This window comes from Methanosarcina mazei S-6 (genome assembly GCF_000970205.1).
In the GTDB taxonomy this organism is placed as follows: domain Archaea; phylum Halobacteriota; class Methanosarcinia; order Methanosarcinales; family Methanosarcinaceae; genus Methanosarcina; species Methanosarcina mazei.
Window position 1 is genome coordinate 869,935 of sequence record NZ_CP009512.1, and the last position, 16,829, is coordinate 886,763.

Annotated in this window: 15 protein-coding genes and 1 pseudogene; 11 read left to right on the forward strand and 5 right to left on the reverse strand. The window is 39.4% G+C overall.

The window, feature by feature from the left end; genetic code table 11:
• Nucleotides 1–17 precede the first annotated feature (17 nt).
• Nucleotides 18–191, reverse strand: coding sequence for a hypothetical protein (locus MSMAS_RS19380; RefSeq protein ID WP_226987682.1), 174 nt, complete (start codon nt 189–191; stop codon nt 18–20).
• Nucleotides 192–365: 174 nt separating this feature from the next.
• On the reverse strand, nt 366–1,496 hold the full coding sequence (locus MSMAS_RS03850) for a UDP-N-acetylglucosamine--N-acetylmuramyl-(pentapeptide) pyrophosphoryl-undecaprenol N-acetylglucosamine transferase (RefSeq protein ID WP_048039823.1): 1,131 nt from the start codon (nt 1,494–1,496) through the stop codon (nt 366–368).
• Nucleotides 1,497–2,176: 680 nt separating this feature from the next.
• On the opposite strand from MSMAS_RS03850, the gene MSMAS_RS03855 reads away from it, so the two are divergent.
• From MSMAS_RS03855 to MSMAS_RS03885, 8 genes and pseudogenes are all read left to right on the forward strand, one after another.
• Complete coding sequence (locus MSMAS_RS03855) at nt 2,177–3,175, forward strand: PHP domain-containing protein (protein WP_011032532.1); 999 nt, start codon at nt 2,177–2,179, stop codon at nt 3,173–3,175.
• A 393-nt stretch (nt 3,176–3,568) separates the two neighbouring features.
• A complete protein-coding gene (locus MSMAS_RS03860) occupies nt 3,569–4,222 on the forward strand; it encodes an HAD family hydrolase (protein WP_011032531.1) in 654 nt (217 codons plus the stop codon).
• Nucleotides 4,223–4,584: 362 nt separating this feature from the next.
• The gene (locus MSMAS_RS19385) at nt 4,585–5,367 is read left to right on the forward strand and encodes an IS200/IS605 family accessory protein TnpB-related protein (RefSeq protein WP_230633339.1); all 783 of its coding nucleotides are present in this window, start codon (nt 4,585–4,587) and stop codon (nt 5,365–5,367) included.
• Nucleotides 5,321–5,659 carry a transposase gene (locus MSMAS_RS19390; protein ID WP_230633340.1) on the forward strand — a complete coding sequence of 113 codons (339 nt, stop codon included), beginning with the start codon at nt 5,321–5,323 and terminating at the stop codon, nt 5,657–5,659. Before MSMAS_RS19385 ends, MSMAS_RS19390 begins: the two co-directional genes overlap by 47 nt.
• A gap of 816 nt (nt 5,660–6,475) precedes the next feature.
• Nucleotides 6,476–7,423: a PstS family phosphate ABC transporter substrate-binding protein gene (locus MSMAS_RS03870; protein WP_048046326.1), complete on the forward strand. Its 948-nt coding sequence runs from the start codon at nt 6,476–6,478 to the stop codon at nt 7,421–7,423.
• 45 nt (nt 7,424–7,468) lie between these two features.
• Nucleotides 7,469–7,795 (forward strand): annotated as a pseudogene (locus MSMAS_RS19145) (hypothetical protein); the annotation flags it as partial.
• A gap of 104 nt (nt 7,796–7,899) precedes the next feature.
• Nucleotides 7,900–8,559, forward strand: a complete 660-nt coding sequence (gene phoU, locus MSMAS_RS03880) for a phosphate signaling complex protein PhoU (protein ID WP_011032527.1) — start codon at nt 7,900–7,902, stop codon at nt 8,557–8,559.
• Nucleotides 8,560–8,788: 229 nt separating this feature from the next.
• A complete protein-coding gene (locus tag MSMAS_RS03885; RefSeq protein ID WP_011032526.1) occupies nt 8,789–9,781 on the forward strand; it encodes a phosphate signaling complex PhoU family protein in 993 nt (330 codons plus the stop codon).
• Nucleotides 9,782–10,623: 842 nt separating this feature from the next.
• Here the strand turns inward: MSMAS_RS03885 and MSMAS_RS03890 are convergent.
• Both MSMAS_RS03890 and MSMAS_RS03895 read right to left on the reverse strand, forming a co-directional pair.
• On the reverse strand, nt 10,624–11,076 hold the full coding sequence (locus MSMAS_RS03890) for an arsenate reductase ArsC (RefSeq protein ID WP_048046327.1): 453 nt from the start codon (nt 11,074–11,076) through the stop codon (nt 10,624–10,626).
• A 159-nt stretch (nt 11,077–11,235) separates the two neighbouring features.
• Nucleotides 11,236–11,736, reverse strand: coding sequence for a phosphate-starvation-inducible PsiE family protein (locus tag MSMAS_RS03895; protein WP_011032524.1), 501 nt, complete (start codon nt 11,734–11,736; stop codon nt 11,236–11,238).
• Nucleotides 11,737–12,230: 494 nt separating this feature from the next.
• Here MSMAS_RS03895 and MSMAS_RS03900 point away from each other — a divergent pair, with 494 nt between their 5' ends.
• From MSMAS_RS03900 to MSMAS_RS03910, 3 genes are all read left to right on the forward strand, one after another.
• Complete coding sequence (locus MSMAS_RS03900; RefSeq protein WP_048046328.1) at nt 12,231–13,982, forward strand: alkaline phosphatase; 1,752 nt, start codon at nt 12,231–12,233, stop codon at nt 13,980–13,982.
• A gap of 319 nt (nt 13,983–14,301) precedes the next feature.
• The gene (locus MSMAS_RS03905) at nt 14,302–15,111 is read left to right on the forward strand and encodes a metallophosphoesterase family protein (RefSeq protein ID WP_080503020.1); all 810 of its coding nucleotides are present in this window, start codon (nt 14,302–14,304) and stop codon (nt 15,109–15,111) included.
• Between the two features lie 336 nt (nt 15,112–15,447).
• Entirely contained in the window at nt 15,448–16,266 is an 819-nt protein-coding gene (locus tag MSMAS_RS03910) for an ABC transporter ATP-binding protein (RefSeq protein ID WP_011032521.1), read from the forward strand.
• Between the two features lie 209 nt (nt 16,267–16,475).
• Here MSMAS_RS03910 and MSMAS_RS19985 read toward each other — a convergent pair whose 3' ends face one another.
• On the reverse strand, nt 16,476–16,712 hold the full coding sequence (locus tag MSMAS_RS19985; protein WP_011032520.1) for a hypothetical protein: 237 nt from the start codon (nt 16,710–16,712) through the stop codon (nt 16,476–16,478).
• Nucleotides 16,713–16,829: the final 117 nt, after the last annotated feature.

Sequence of the window (16,829 nt, forward strand, 5' to 3'; positions counted from 1 at the left end):
GGGAGAGCTAATAACTCTTAGCTGAAAACAAGGTTTTTTAATTTCCTGTTCCTTTTAGCTCCGTGCCTGATAGTAGCCTTCTTTTTCAGGACTTTCACCGGTAAAGAAAAAAGCCCCGAGAGGTTTGCGTCTGTCAGGACCTCTTCCTTCTTTCCATCCCTGAAGACTTTTCCTTCTTTTATAAGGACCATACGGCTTATTTCCGGGATAGCGTCCTGAAGGTTGTGAGTAACAAGGATTACATTTTTCCCCGAGCCGGCTATTTTCCGGACGCTTTTACGGAAATTTTTTCATTTTTCTTAATGTGTTTATTTCTATTTGCTTTTTTTTCAGGGCTTCTTCTTTCTCTGGTTTTTTTTCGCGGGTTACCCTCTATGTTTTTCTTCAAGAAATTTTCGGACTGCGGCAGGTCCGTCCAGAACTTCGGCAAGTTCCATTAGCCTTCGGGTTTTTTTACTGTAATTTTCATCTTCAAAGATTTCCCGGATACAGGCCAGGATAACCTCAGGGGGTGTCAGATAGCTCATCCTCTTTCCATACCCCGCCTCTTCGAGGACTGAGGCATTATTCTCCTGCTCTGCATGTTTTTCGTCCGGAAAGGAAAGTATGGGAAGCCCAAAGGCAAGGCTCTCCATAATGGTTCCGTGCCCGCCTGCAGTAATAACAAGATCAGAGCCTTTATAATAAGGAAAAGGATTTTCTGTAAAACCCGTGAATTCAACGTTTTCCGGAACTTTTGAAAACTGCTCCGGATCTATTTCAGGCCCTGAGATAAAGGTATAATAGATACTGGGGTCCAGTTTTGCAGCCTCAAGTACGTTCCTGAATACGGCGGCCCTGTACCCGAAAGCCCCTATTGTTGAAAGTACATTCGGGCGCTTGAAAGCTTTTTCTCCAGCTTCCTGGTATCTGCACCGGATAAGAGGGCCGCTGAAAAATATATTATCATTGACAGCCCTGGAGATAGTGAAGTTTTTTCGGTTCACAGAGTAAGGGAGCGGGTAATCAGGGACTATTATCCCATCAACACTGCTGAATACGTAATTGTAAAACCTTTTGACAAATATCCCTGCAATTCCTGCAAAGAGTCCCTTTTTCCAAAAAAATTCTTCCATATTGAACTGATGCCCTATGAAATAAACAGGGACTTTCCTTTTCTGCGCAGCAAGGATGCCTGTATAGTACCCATCCGAAAGCACTACATCTGGATCCAGTTTTTCTATCAACCTCAGGATTTTTCTGAACCCGGAAGGGGAAAGGTTATTCAGTGTTTCTTTAATGGATTTCCTTATGTCAAAGGTCCCTGCTTCTCCGGCCAATTTTATTTCCGAAGGAATTTCATAAGCCGAATAACCTGTTTTTTGCACCAGACCCTTTGAGTAACCATAAGCTCCAAAATTAACCTCATGCCCTGCTGCCAGGAACTCTTTCCCCAGAGAGAGGCAACGCCCTGTGTGTCCAAGCCCTTCTCCGCATATGAACAGTAAGATTTTCATATTCTTATCGCCCTTCCCTGGCGTAATCTCTAAAAATAAATATGTTTATTAAGTTAAACTTTCTTAAGTTAAACTTTCTTAAGTTAAACCCTTTCCTGTAGATTTATAGCAGCTTCGAAAATGAGCCTATAAGCTTCGAGCAGTCTGTCTAATTTGAAAAATAAAAAGAAGAGATTTGAGGTAAAATCCATCTAGAAGGAAGTAACATGGGAGATTTTTATAAGCTCTTCACTGATGGCACGTTTTCTGGTCTGTTCGTATATTTTGGGTGTTCGTTTTTCTGGTCCCACGCTACCAACTATTGATAGTCTTCTCCTGTATATATAGTTTTCTTCTTTCTATGTAATGATCGTTTTATCTACTGGTATTTGCTTCTTAACTACATACTTCTAATCTCAGCTTCTCAAATTTAAAGCATTTTTACAGGATATTCTGCCCTGAAAATACCTATTGTCTTCTTTTTTCTTACTTTTCCTTTCATATGCCCCTTCAATTTCATATTTTTCATATAATTATTTTTTGAAAATAAATTTATTTTACTCTGAATGTCTATATTTATTAAAAAAATATACTTTTTCAGCGAAATCTCTTTATATTTTTGTCTCCATTCTTTTCACTGGATAAGAATTTTTCTAGAAAATTTCGTACAAAAGAGCGGAATAAAATGGTCGTGTTTGTTAATGCAAAAAACACCCGAAAACAATTCTAAGTCAACGGTAAGTTCTGAGCTTGCAGAAACTCTGCTCCTTGAGGGATGGAAAAAAGTAGACCTGCATGTTCACTCGTCCTGTTCCTATGACGTCCCTCCGGCACAGGCAATGCACCCCGCAGTTCTTTTTGAAAAAGCGAAGTCTAAGGGGCTTGATTTTGTGACCTTTACAGATCATGATACTGTTGAAGCATATGATCTGCTGGGGTGGGATAAGGAGGGTCTTGTCCCAGGCGTTGAGATTTCAATCAAAGACCCTGAAAATGTAGGGCATACTATTCACGTTAATGTTTTTGAGCTTGACCCGGAAGAGTTCGGAGAACTTGAGGCTATCGCCAACCAGGAACATGATTTCAAAAGCTTTATTCGTTACCTCAGAGCTCACAATCTTCCGCACGTATACAACCATCCTTTCTGGTTTGCTCCAGGAGACCGACCCAATCTCCGGCCTGTGCCTGAACTAATAAAACAGTTTCCTGTAGTAGAGTATAACATGCAGGACTTAACGGAAAAAAACCTCATTACGGCTGCACTTGCTCGAAAATATGGGAAAGGGCTTGCCGCCACCACGGACAGCCATACAGGCGGCATGGGAGCAGTCTACACTCTTGCAAAAGGGGATTCTTTCAGGGAATATTTTGATAATATCAAAAATGGTCGGTCATATATAGTAGTTGAAGGAGGAGCCCTGAGACACCTTACTAAGGAGCTGAACGCCTGGGTTGAACTGGTTTTCTCTATGGATAGAAATGCGCGGGAAGAAAAAAGTTTTACCACCAATGTAAGGACATTTGACAGGCTGATAGCTCTCTTTGCAAATGAAAGAATTAGAAAATTTCCCAGAGTTAACAGTCTGACAATGAGCTTTTTTCAGAACTTTTCCAGATCCGGGCTGCCCGCTTATATGTATATGAGGTCTGAAAAGCCTCTTGTTTCTAGAATTGAAAAAATCGTTAATCTGACAGTGTAAGCTATTACCAAATTAAATCTCCTGAAAATAAGGTATGGAAACTGGTCAAGACCTATCTGACTAAAGCTATCTGATTAAAGTATTGAGCTAAAACCCTATATACATTTTTTATTTCTAAGAAAAGAAAGAAGTAAGTGCCTTGTAAGTCAGTGCCCGGTAAAATTGTTTACGATGGATGTTAAACAACTCTATTAAGCTAAAACTTCTTTTTTCAACATTTTAATCCTTATTTTTCTTTTTGCCTATCCAGTTCTTAAATATATAGGGGTATATGTGTTAAATATAATATATTGGCAAAATCTATATACTTAAGGGCTGATCTTTGTAGTAATGTAAGTTTCTTACATGCAAAAGTAACATCCATAAAATTTAAAAATAATATGGAGAATTTCCATGCTCCAAAATGGAAAAATTAAAGGTTTAATATTTGACTGTTATAAAACTCTCATTGATATTAGAACTGATGAGGGAAGCTGGGAAACAAACGAAAAAGTAAGCAAATGGTTACTCTATCAGGGAGTAAGAATCGAACCTGATAGGCTCAGAGAAGAATACAAGTGGAAGGTAATAGGTAGACTGGGCAACTCCGGGCAGAAATACCCTGATATCCGTATAGAAGAAATTTTTGCCGAAATTTGTGCAGAAAATGCTTTTAGAGAAATCAACCCATTCTGGCTCGGTATTGAAGCTGCAAAGGTTTTCAGGACTTCATCTTTAAAGAAACTTGAGGCTTACCCCCAGAGCCTTCGTCTGCTTGATAAATATCGGAACGTTCCTAAATGCATTGTTTCAAATGCTCAGAGAGTTTTTACTGAACAGGAACTCCACTTCCTGGGATTATATGATCGTTTTAATTTTATTATCATGTCCTCAGACCACAGAATTAAAAAACCTGATACAAGGCTTTTCAAAATGGCTCTCGATGGTCTTAAACTGGAACCCTGGGAAGTGTTATCAATTGGAGACACTCCGGAAAATGATATCTACGCCCCTCAAAGTCTTGGAATTAATGCAATGCATATCCGTGATGCCTGGAGATGTGTATAATTTATTGCATAGCTCATTTCTTAAAATCTGAATGCCATAGTACTTACAAAATTGAAATATGAATAATAAATATTGACACTGGAGCAGTAGCCTGGATGATACTGACCTATAAAGTCAAGCACAATCAAGATTTCTCAGAGGAATTAAGAAAGGCGCAAAAGGTTGTTGAGTTCTGTATCAAACATCAAACTCAAAAAACCAGCCCGAATCCTTCCCCTGTACAAAACAATGCCTCCTCTGATCCTCAATTTCCCATTTATCCTCTTTCATCTCCGCTATCATCCTCGTTTTCTACTTCTTCTGAGTCTTTTCGTGAATTCTCAACTATTCTCTCTGTTCCTAAGTTTCTTGATTCTTTATCCATGCCTGATCCACTTACGGTTTCTGGATCTTTTTCGCCAGAAGATGTCAAGCACATAGGATTGAAATCAATAATATCCGGCCAGATCATCAAGAAATATTCCCAGAACCAGAACCTCAGATCCATAAAAAATGTGAAATTAATCATACCTTCGAAGGCTGTATCTGTCGACAGGAATGAAAGAACCCTTTTTATTCCCTGCTTGAAACTCCTGTTAAACTATCGTTTTTCTAACAACTTTAACAAAGTCTCCCAGATAGAAATTGACAATGTCTATGCTTATGTAGCAGTGGTATTTCCAGATGAAGAACCAGAAAGTTTCGGGTACTATATAGGAGTCGATCGAAATACCATGGGGCATATAGCAGTTGTAGCAGACCCTGATTCAGGTAAAGTCTGGAAGCTGGGAAAAATGCGTTACCATATACATCAAAAATACCAGAACATAATGAACCGTCTCAGTAATAGCGGTAAAAATAAACAACTAAAAGCTGTCAAAAAACGCGAAAAGAACATTGTAAAGGATTTGAACCATAAAATAAGCCGGAAGATTGTGGACCTGGCTCTATATAATGGAAGTGGAATTAAACTTGAAAACCTGAAAGGAATTCGGAAACTCAATAGCAAATCCAATGGTGCAGGAAAAGGTAAGCCTGATCAAAACAAAGACAAAAAACTTACTTGTTCAAATGAATATTCCCTGAACAACTGGTCTTTTCTCCAGCTCCAGCAGTTTATTGAATATAAGGCCAGGTTGCGGGGGGGTAGAGGTAGTCTATATTGATCCCTATGCGACGAGCAAGAAGTGCAGCCGCTGCGGACATACAGGCAACCGACAGAGCAAGCGGTTTGAGTGCCCCTGCTGCGGGCACGTTGACCATGCCGATGTCAACGCTGCCTTTAATATAGCGTTGACGCCAAAAGATACTGGTCAATTCTCTGCAGAAAGAGATGCAGGGAAAGGGCGCACTGATACCCCTCAAAAAGTCCTGGCTCGTAACGCCTTCAGTAAGCGTGCAGCCAGGGAAAAAGCTTCTCCGCAGTTTGCATGGGAAGTATGTCAGTTTTTAACTTAAGATCGCCTCCTGCAAATTGAAGCCTGTGAGCTTCTTGAGCCTTTAAGTTTTTAGTTCGAAGAAATCAGCGTCTACTAATCAGGTTCGAAAAATTCCTCTTCTTTTGGCGGAAATTTGCCTTCAAATTTTTTGTTATCAAAACTCTAACAACAGGTTACTATTATATCTTGATAAATATCTTGATAAAAAAAGCCCTGTTTGCGCCTATTACTTAAAAGAAGATTATTATTTTAAGAAGAAAATTCTAAATGGTTTATGATGTGGTGAGGGTGATAATAGGCTAATTATTCTCTCTTATAACTGGATAGTTTTACTTATATTTGTATATTACTTAACTATCTATATGTTTTAATACTAGTACTTATTATGATTGGATATTTTATATGTTTTTACCAGGGTTGGTAAAGTGTAAACTCAAATCATAACGTTATATGGGAGTTATATTATAACTCTGGGTTTTGTAAGTTTATCCAAAACTCATAAACTATTTCTTTAAAGCTCCATTGGAAATGAACAGTAAAGCTACTTATCAGAAAAGTAGCTATGAAGCTTTTGTAGGTGCGATGTTAAGAAATGGGTTTTTGAATCTCTCATCCCGGACAGTATTAATTATTTTTTTATGCTGTACATCCATTGTTGATTTTTTATACAATTTCTATATGTTATATTGTTTTACTATATATGCCTATATCCATATTTAGTGCAAAATAGATTATGTCGAGAATCTTTATATATGAACTTTCAATTGTGTAGTGTACTGTATCATTTAGGATGTAAATTGTTGATTTGTTGTATTTTTAATGGAGTATGTGTAACATGGTAAATAAATTAAAAACATACGCAGTCCTTACGTTACTGGTGTTTGGACTTGTATTTCTGGGAATTGGATGCACTGGAAATGATAGTGGTGAGTCCCAGGTTGAGGAAACCTCTTCCGCTGGAGCCACTGAAGCTGAAGTCACCTCAGACGAAGCCCCTGAAGCTGAAACCTCCTCAACCGAGTCACAGAGTATTTCTCTGAAAGGTTCAGATACGGTTCTCCCCCTTGCTCAGGCTGAAGCTGAAGAATTCATGCTTGAAAACCCTGACAAAAGTGTAACTGTCACCGGCGGCGGTTCAGGTGTTGGGATTACAGCTCTAATTGACGGTGAGGTTGACATTGCTACAGCGTCGCGAGAAATTAAAGCTGAAGAAATAGAAGCTGCTCAGTCTAACGGCATCACCCCTGTGGAGACAACAATTGCTTATGACGGCATTTCAGTTGTTGTAAACCCCGGGAACCTTGTTTCTGAACTTACCTTTGACCAGCTGCGCGGCATCTACAATGGAACAATTAGTAACTGGCAGGATGTAGGCGGAGAGGACGCAGAGATTGTGGTAATTTCCAGGGACAGCAGTTCAGGGACTTACGAATACTTCAAGGAAGAGGTTTTACAGGGAGATGAATACAGACCTGATGCACTTACCCAGCCTGCAACAGGGGGAATAGTCGGAGAGGTTTCTCAAAACACCAATGCAATCGGTTACATAGGCATTGCATACCTTGATCAAAGTGTAAAAGCTCTGAACCTTGATGGTGGAAATGGTCCTGTAGTCCCGAGCTCTGAAAATGTGCTTAGCGGTGCATACCCTCTTTCAAGGTCTCTTTACTTCTACACCAATGGTGAACCCTCAGGCCTTACGAAGGAATTCGTTGACTTTGTACTCAGCGAAACAGGACAGAGCCTGGTAACTGAAGTAGGGTACTTCCCTGCAGATCAGTAATAAAAACCTACAAGCTGTTACAATAAAACCACTTTAAGGTAAAACATGTTTAGCAGGAATTATAAGGAGAAGACGATTGAGTCGGCGCTTTTCTCAGTAAGCGCCCTTAAGGTCGTCATCCTTTTCCTTATATGCCTTTTTTTGTTCAGGAACAGTTTACTTCTCTTTAAAGAAACGTCCCTTCTTGACTTCCTCACAGGAAAATTCTGGTATCCAACGCCAGTTAACAGGCAGTTCGGATTATTGCTTCTCTTCTTCGGTTCTCTTATAGGTCCTTCCGGCTGCGGTAAATCCACCTCCATCCGTTGTTTAAACAGGATGAATGATCTTATCAAAAATTGCAGGGTCGAAGGTGAAATTCCAATTGAAGGTTGCCTTCGTTCGGCCCCGACCTGGAATGAAACCTCAGATCGGCTCGAATCTTTTCAAAATCCCAGGGAAAAAAGCACTGAAGATTACATTACTGGCAGGTTCGGATGATTAAAATGATTAGAGTACAATACTTTCAGCAGTTAGACCTCCTCAAAAGGTCCATACTTTCTTTAGGAGAAATGTCTGAACTGATCTTTAAAGACTCAATGGAAGCAGTTATGGACCTCAATGTTGTGCTTGCCAATAAGACTCTTGCCCTTGAGCCCGGAGTGGACAAACTTGAGGAAGGGATTGAGTCTTCTATTTTTGATCTTCTTGCGCTTCAGCAGCCTATGGCAAGTGACCTCCGCCTTGTCGTGTCCGCAATTAAGATTGAAGCAGATCTTAAAAGAATCTTGGAACTCTCGATCAATATTGCCAGAATACCCGGAAAAATTGAAGGCGGCCATATAAAGCCTCTTATAGACACAAAAAAAATGGCAGATATTACAGCATATATGCTTGAGAATTCCATTAAGGCTTTTAAAAATCATGACCCCAGACTCGCAAGGGAAACAGCAGCCCGGGATGATGAGGTAGACAAACTCTTTTATGCAGTCTGGGTTGAGCTGATAGAAATGATGGCAAAAGATACAAGCATTATTTCCAGAGCCACATATTTGCTTTTCCTGATTCGCTATATTGAAAGGATTGCTGACCATTGCTGTAATATTTGTGAGAGCGTGGTTTACCTCACGACGGCTGAGCATGTCAAACTTAACTGAACCGATTTTTTGGTTGCCCGATGTCTACTAATTCAATTATTTTTGGGATGAGTCAAAAAACTTTGTTAGTGCCTCAGCAAGGATTTCAGAAGTATTTCTCCTATCAGAAAATCGCGTGGTTAACTAAAAATCCAGGTTTAGGGACATAATTCTGTTTTTAAGAACGGCTCTTTATACATATTTACAAACCAGTTAAAACCTCTTCAGGGGGATTTTTATTACTAAAGATATGAGAAAAGTCCAGTTTACCGGAAATTCTTCTTATGTAGTCTCCCTCCCTATGAAATGGGTAAGGGATGTTGGGATTGAAGCCGGAGACACGCTTAATCTTATAACCATGCCTAATAGAACCATACTTGTTTCTCCCGGTGAGATCTCAAGAGAACAGACTACCCGCAAAGCAACAATCGACTATATTCTCCCGGATAGTGTGGAAAACAATCTAAGGATTCTTATCTCTTATTATCTGGCGGGTTATGATTCTATTACACTGGCTACTGACAAAGGTTTCACTGCTTATGACCGCAAGTTTATCAAAGACTCTGTGCGCCAGAAACTCATAGGTCTCGAGCTTGTGGAAGAATCCAGTAATGAAATGGTCTTCCTGTGCTTGCTTAATTACAATGATCTTCCTCTTGGCAGAGTAATCAAAAATATGTATGGACTTGTAATTTCCATGCTTGTGGATTCAATGGCAGCTCTTCGGGATCATAATGTGGAAATTGCTAAAGATGTGATCCAGAGAGATGATGGCGTAGATCGTTTTTATCTTCTTGCTGTCCGCCAGCTCAATATTTCACTTAATGAAGCCGAAATTGCTGAAAAAATTGAGATTGGGAATCCGCAAGATTGCCTGGGCTACAGGCTTATTACAAAGAGCATCGAGCGTATGGGAGATCACGCAGTCAAAATAGCTACAAATGCCCTGAAAATGGATGCAAATATAAACGCTGATGACCCAATTTTTAAAATGGCTGAACTCTCACGAAAGGTTTTCGAAAGGTCAATACATTCGATGCAGGAAGAAGATCTCAGGGCTATAAACAAAATTGTTATGGATGCCAAAAATATTTCCCAGCTCGGTATTTCTCTAGAGTCCCGGGGTGATGGAGGTTCCCGTAATATCGCACTTAGCATGATTCTGGAGAGCCTGCGCAGGGTAGCCGAATATAGTGCCGATATCGCAGAAGTTTCAATCAATATGAATGTAAAGAAAATTTGAACCTGAAAATTTTGGGATTCAATAATCTTTTTTATTCATATATTCGTTCTTTAGAACATCAAATATATTAAAAGATATTTTTCTCAAAGATGCTAACGAAAGTATATATTGCGTTTAAACCCAAATCACGCAATATGTTCTGAAAATCATTATCTTTAGTCTTCTCTTCTGTATTCTTAAATAATTTACACAGTATTTTGTTTTCCTCAGTATTTGTTTTCCTCAGTATTTGTTTTCCTCAGTATTTGTTTTCCTCAGTATTTGTTTTCCTCAGTATTTGTTTTAAGAATATTTTCAATGCAAAGAAATATGATTTTTGTAAAAAGGATATTGGGCCAGTTCCTGATATTAAAGTAAATGGTTTACTTTAATAATTACAGTCAAGTTAGATCTTTTTCAATTTAGCTGATGATTATTATATTGTCTAATTATTTTCTGCCTACGCCAATAATATCTAAGAACAGATAATGTCCCTTAATATGATTTTTACATTGGGAGCTGGTATATATTATAATCAACAAACACGATCTATTGATGAAAGTATATAGGTAGTATTTATCAACTTCAAAACCCCTTCATTTCCAGTGGAAATTCTATAATCTTTTGCCATTTAATATATTTCCTGTAAAAAAGTTAAACGAGAAATGCATAAACATTCGATAGCATCAGTTAAATATTAAGCTATTTTCTAGAGTTTGAAAAATAAAAAGCCATGTCATATTGATTAAGTTAAGATGCAAAAAATCAAGAAGTGTTATTTTTTATGCTGGATATTTAAAATCTTTTTGGGAGCACGTCATAGATATTATTCAAAGTTATTCCTATAATCCGTTAACTTCGGGTCATTTCCCAAATGTCTGAATAATCCAGTATTTTATCTCGTCTCTGACCTGACGGAAAACTTCGAGCTGCTCTTCTTCTGATCCCACGGCTGTGGCGGGGTCTTCAAAACTTTTGTGAATTACTTCTCTTGCTCTGGGAATTTCTGTCGGAAGGTCCAGATCCGTGCTGCATATCGGACATGACACTCTGGCACTATCACAGACTGTGACTTCAATGTCAAAAATGATATTCTGGAGTGTTTTGGGAGTTTTGGAGAGCTGACTGGATATATCGATGCCTATCTCCTTCATGACCATTACAGCACGAGGGTCAACATTTGTGGCCTTGATGCCGGCACTGTAAGCTTCGTATCTATCTCCATGAATAGCCCTCAAAAGGCCTTCCGCCATCTGGGACCTGGCTGAGTTATGGGTGCACAGAAAGAGGACCTTCTTCTTTTCTTGTGATGTCATGCTTATCACCATCTTATCATGTTCTATAAATTATTGGATTATTTGTTTTGATTTCTTTTTCTCCCGCGTTGTACCGGATAGAGCCGCGTTCATGTGTGGTCATCATTATGCAGGTTTAATACTACTTATTTCATATTTGGTTATAGCACATGCAAAAAATTAATTATTGTCGTAAACAGGATTGAAGTTATCAATTATGGTTTTCAAGTCTGCTTTTATAGGTTGCCTTTCTTCCGGTACAAATATATAAGGTGTATGAGGTTTTGACGGAGAATATTTTACAGCCAGTACTCTCATTATACCCAGTACTAGCAGCAAGGTAGACAAACTTAATATAAATTCAGACCCTAATTCCTGGGAATAAAGGCCCACAGCGATCTCACGCAGGACTATTAAAATTGTAGCATCTGTTATATCCGTGAGCTTGATTCTGTCATTTTCGTGATAATCAACAAAAGCTTTGAAAAGGTCAATAACAATGAAGACCGTTAGCACACTTGTTACCATGTGATTGAAGCCGCTTTCAAGAGACTCAAAAATAATAAAGCGAATGTCAAGTAAGGTTTTTGCCATTCCCACAATTAATGCCAGCAGCAATATATAAAGAAAGATTGTACTGATTGTATCTGTAGCTTTTTTGAATAATCGTATACTATCCATATCTTCCACCTAATATCAACTGCACTACTCATCATTTTTCAAGTTATATAGAGTTTTTCGCACTATTCTATATACTTAATTTATAAATATATAGGCAATTCTGCTGGTGGACTTCTTTCTTCAATATATACTCTGTGTGAAATCATTCTTTCTTTTACACAATTGTTTACTGTCATTTCATATTTTTAGTGACTATTTCTCAGTTATTGGACGAAATCCTTATCAGGCTACAACATTATTTTGTGAACAGTTTGTATAGTTTATCCATGTATGGCTGGAAATATATAAGGTAAATATTCAGGAAAACGGCAGATACCGAACAATAGGGTTATATAGCTTTACTTTTCCTCCATTACATACTGCCCAATATATATTTTATATGTGAAAAATTCAAATACGGCTGGCTACCTCTTCAAATTTGAGATAAAAAATTTGAGTATAGTCCGAAATAGAGCCTGCTCTTAAAAGCATGTTCTCAATTTGAGGTAGTTTTAATGGATACTAAAGAAACAAATGTTCTACTAACCCTCCTCGTAGGGCTTCTGCTACTGGGAAATGCTGGTTCTGCAGCAGCTGTGGAAGATGATTCAAATAGCAAAGATTTTTCAGGTAATTATACCTGTCTCACTGATTCCGTAAAATGTAAATCTTGTCCAGAATCGGAAGCTAAAATTAAAAACGTGATAATCCTGGTTCCAGATGGGTGTTCTCAGAGTGTCCAGACTCTTGCCAGATGGTACAGTGGAAGTCCTCTAATGCTTGATGAAATGGTCGCAGGAACGGTCTCTACTTACAGTACAGACTCAGTTATTACTGATTCTTCATCAGCTGCAAGTGCTTTTGCTACCGGATACAAGACAACCAACGGCTTTGTAAGTGTCGGACCGAGCAATGCTTCAGTTTTAAGTATACTGGAAAACCCTTCTGAAGATATGCAATACAGACCGCTTGCAACAGTGCTTGAAGGGTCAAAGCTTGAAGGCAAGGCTACAGGGCTTGTAGCAACTTCCCGGGTCACCCATGCTACACCTGCAGCTTTTGCTTCTCACGTGGATAACAGGGATAACGAAAACGAGATCATGGAACAGATGGTCTATGAAAATGTTGATGTGGTTTTCGGAGGAGGTTCCCGCCATCTAGTGCCTGAAGAAGAAGGTGGAAAAAGGACAGATAGAGAAAACCTGACAGAAGTGCTTCTTGATAAGGGTTACCAGTATGTTGACAGCAGAGATGAAATGTTGAATCTGTCATCCGGAAAAGCATGGGGCCTTTTTGCCAGCAGTCACATGGCACCGGATATTGATCGTACCGAACTTGTACCTGAAGAACCCTCTCTTTCAGAAATGACCGGAAAAGCCCTAGAACTGCTTTCACAGGACAAAGATGGCTTTTTCCTTATGGTGGAAGGTAGCCAGGTAGACTGGGCAAATCACGCTAATGACCCTGTTTATGCTGTTACGGACTTCCTGGCTTTTGATGAAGCTGTTAAGGTTGCAGTTGAATTTGCAGAACAAGATGGACATACCCTTGTCCTCGCTTTCCCTGACCACAATACAGGCGGGATGACCATTGGTAGTGATTCTGATTCTAATTATACTTCTACAACCATAGAAGATGTCATTGATCCTCTCAAAAGCATGAAGCTCAGCTCTGCAGGTATTGCGGAAAAAATAGGAACAGATGTTTCCTCCGAAAATATTAAAGCTCAGCTAAAAACCTGGTGGGGAATTGATGCTACCGATGATGAAGTAACTGAAATACTTGAAATCTATAACAATGGAGAGGGCCTTTCCCTCGATTATTCAATCAGCGAAGTAATCAATCAAAATCATACTGTTATCGGGTGGACTACTCATGGACATTGTGGTGAAGATGTCCCTCTCTGGGCTTATGGTCCTGACCACCCTGCAGGTCACCTGGATAACACAGAAATTGCAGGATATATCGCTGAAAAAGCCGGTTTCAACCTGGAGGAAACAAATAGGTACCTGTTTGTTGAAGTGAGTGAGGTATTCTCCAGAGACAACGGAGACGGGAAACTGGATGAAAATGAATATCTGCTGGACCTGACAAGCTCCTTAAACCCTGTGCTGAGGATAGGAGATGCCGAACTACCGGTAAGCACAAATATTCTCATCAAACAAGGCGTAACTTATGAGCTCGAAGGAATAGTCGTTTATGCTCCGGCGACAGGTAAAGTTTACATCCCTTCCGAAGTGCTTTCACTGGTCAATGGGAAAAAGTAAATAGAGCCGAAGTGAGAAGAGCCTGCCTGAAATTTGAATTAATTAAAGGGGATTATTTCCCTTTTCCTGTTTTTTGGTCGTGACTTATCAGGAGGCTTGTCCTTGAATTGCTGGCTAATTCTAAAAATGGGTGTGCCTATTGTTTTTGAGGAAAAGTATAGAAACTCTAATCATTGCATTTTTATATAATTTCCTTTACCGCATAATTTTTTGGTTTTTGTATTAAGAAACAAGAAACCTGTTTGCACTAACTATATAGGTAATCTCCTAGTTCCTTATTTTCTGATATAAATATAGACTAAATCGAATAAACCTATATATGGCTCAATCCATTCTAATTTTGAGAAAAGTCAGAATAGCAAATGAGCAGACAGAGGAATCAGATATTATAAAAATAGTACATCTTTCCGATATTCATTTCTCAGAAGCATACTATATGCCTGAGATTGCAGATTCCATGCTTCAAATCATAAACGAAAGTTCTCCGGATATAGTAATAATTACCGGCGACCTGACGGAAAACGGGTTTGCAGCCGAATATAATGGGGCAAAAAACTTTATTGATAAGATTGAATGCAAAAACAAAGTAATAGTTCCTGGAAATCATGACTCCAAAAATGCAGGTTATCTTTTCTTTGAGGATATTTTTAAGGCCAGGTCTTCTTCTGGGTACTTTGGTGATGTTACTGTAATAGGGCTTGATTCGTCTCAGCCGGAACTTGATGACGGACACATAGGAAGGGAAAACTACGGCTGGATAGAGAGTACTTTTTCAACAGGCAGTTTCAAGGTTTTCGCTCTACACCATCACCTTATTCCAATTCCAAAAACTGGCAGAGGAAATAATGTGCTTGTAGACGCAGGAGACGTCCTGGAACTTCTGGACCGTTCGGGTGTAAACCTTGTACTCTGTGGGCACTGGCATATCCCCTGGGTGTGGAGATTAAACGATATGTTTATCATCAGTGCTGGAACGGTTTGCTCCTCCAAAATTCGAGGAAAGACTTCTCAGTGTTATAACCTGATTGAGCTTGAAACACCTGAATCCGAATGTACGCGCTGGCACCTGCGGATTACTAGAGTTTTCTCATCGGGAATAAAAGAGCTGGTCGTAGATAATATAGTATAAAGAGTCTAAAGTAAGAGTCTAAAGTAAGAGTCTAAAGTAAGAGTCTAAAGTACGATAAAGTTAGTATACGCTTGACCGACAGTTTTTGTCCGTGAGTCCTTGATTTCCCTCAATGGAGGGAGGAATGAACCAAGAAGCCACTCAGCTAAAGACTGAGTGGTAGTTCACATGTCACATGCGTAATTATTAGCGAGATGCCATGTAAGGCCAATATGTAAATCTTAAATTCAGAAAAATTTAGTATCTGAATTTGAAGTTAGTATTGACCATCTCCAATTGTATAAATGGTTTAATTTTAATATAGCTTCTTAGATTAGCTTCTGAATAGATGATAAAATGACTCGCCAAATAATCTCCCCAGGGAAGAACGATTCTTCTTTCCTGCTTGAACTAAAAAACGTAAATGTTATCAGGAGTGGAAAAAAGATCCTTGATTCGGTTTCTCTCTCAATTGAGCAGGGAGAGCATGTTGCAATTATTGGGCCCAATGGCTCCGGAAAATCTTCTCTCATCAAAACCTTTACAAAGGAATATCATCCTCTTGCATCAGTTGACGGACTGGTTCTGAATATTATGGGCAAAGGAACCTGGAATGTTTTTGAGCTAAGGAAATTACTGGGAATTGTCTCCGGAGACCTTCAGCAAACATACTGCCGCGAGGTCAGTGTACTGGATGTCGTACTTTCCGGGTTTTTCAGCAGCATAGGCATCTACTACAATCATGAAGTTACTCCTGAAATGGAGACCAGAGCGAGGGAAGTTCTTGAGTTTCTTGAGATCTCCCACCTTGCAGACAGGCTGATGTCCGAACTCTCCTCAGGGGAAGCCAGGAGGGTACTTATAGGGAGAGCTCTTGTGCACGACCCTGAAGCCCTTATTTTAGATGAGCCAACAACCAGCCTTGACCTGAGAGCTCTCCACAGCTTCCGTGAAAGCGTCCGGAAAATTGCAGATTCAGGAAAAAGTGTTATCCTTGTCACACATGCCCTTGAAGATATTATTCCTGAAATTAACCGTGTGATCCTTATAAAAGATGGAAAAATCCTCAAAGACGGAAAAAAAGATGAAGTACTGACAGATGCCAACCTCTCAGAACTTTTCTCCCTTCCAGTAAAAGTTCTGGAAAAAGGGGATTACTATCAGGCTTTCATCTGATGGAAATTCTTCTGCAGGCAGAGTCATGTTTCCGCGACTAGTAAACTGAGTCATAGAATCTGTCTGCAAAGTGTAAAAACCGTTTCAATCCGCTCGGCAATCGTAGCAACAAATTTAACGAGATATATTTAATTCCTTATCCGGATACTTTAAGTCAATTAGTCTTACATGACTTACCAGGTGATTAAGGAATAGTTTCCTCTTTTCAATCACACTATCCCGAGAAGTTTCCTGAGGTCAAAAACGTGCCATGTTTCTTTTCCCATGATTTTCAGCACAAGCCCTTCGGCTCCTGCCAGAGGGTGGTACTCTTTTGTCAGGGTTTTTATCAGGAAGACTTGCCCGAACCGTTGGGCCCTATGATTGCCACGTGTTCTCCTTTCTCTCTTGAAAGATATACGGAGTCGAGGATCTTTTTCCCTCTCCTGACAACCGTAACGGCTCATATGTTTTCAACTCATATATCCGGCTTATATTTTTTCGGTTCATTAGTTTCCAGCTCATATGTTTTCGGCTTATATATTTCCGGTTAACATCAGTGATATTTCTGGATTTTTCGGGAT

Bases quoted from the DNA above. Each gene is read 5' to 3' on its own strand.
- MSMAS_RS03900 (WP_048046328.1), top strand. From the start codon at position 12,231: ATGGATACTAAAGAAACAAATGTTCTACTAACCCTCCTCGTAGGGCTT.
- MSMAS_RS03860 (WP_011032531.1), top strand. From the start codon at position 3,569: ATGCTCCAAAATGGAAAAATTAAAGGTTTAATATTTGACTGTTATAAA.
- MSMAS_RS03885 (WP_011032526.1), top strand. From the start codon at position 8,789: ATGAGAAAAGTCCAGTTTACCGGAAATTCTTCTTATGTAGTCTCCCTC.
- MSMAS_RS19385 (WP_230633339.1), top strand. From the start codon at position 4,585: ATGCCTGATCCACTTACGGTTTCTGGATCTTTTTCGCCAGAAGATGTC.
- MSMAS_RS03910 (WP_011032521.1), top strand. From the start codon at position 15,448: ATGACTCGCCAAATAATCTCCCCAGGGAAGAACGATTCTTCTTTCCTG.
- MSMAS_RS03895 (WP_011032524.1), bottom strand. From the start codon at position 11,736: ATGGATAGTATACGATTATTCAAAAAAGCTACAGATACAATCAGTACA.
- MSMAS_RS03850 (WP_048039823.1), bottom strand. From the start codon at position 1,496: ATGAAAATCTTACTGTTCATATGCGGAGAAGGGCTTGGACACACAGGG.
- phoU (WP_011032527.1), top strand. From the start codon at position 7,900: ATGATTAAAATGATTAGAGTACAATACTTTCAGCAGTTAGACCTCCTC.
- MSMAS_RS19985 (WP_011032520.1), bottom strand. From the start codon at position 16,712: ATGAGCCGTTACGGTTGTCAGGAGAGGGAAAAAGATCCTCGACTCCGT.
- MSMAS_RS03890 (WP_048046327.1), bottom strand. From the start codon at position 11,076: ATGACATCACAAGAAAAGAAGAAGGTCCTCTTTCTGTGCACCCATAAC.
- MSMAS_RS03855 (WP_011032532.1), top strand. From the start codon at position 2,177: ATGCAAAAAACACCCGAAAACAATTCTAAGTCAACGGTAAGTTCTGAG.
- MSMAS_RS19380 (WP_226987682.1), bottom strand. From the start codon at position 191: ATGGTCCTTATAAAAGAAGGAAAAGTCTTCAGGGATGGAAAGAAGGAA.
- MSMAS_RS03870 (WP_048046326.1), top strand. From the start codon at position 6,476: ATGGTAAATAAATTAAAAACATACGCAGTCCTTACGTTACTGGTGTTT.
- MSMAS_RS03905 (WP_080503020.1), top strand. From the start codon at position 14,302: ATGGCTCAATCCATTCTAATTTTGAGAAAAGTCAGAATAGCAAATGAG.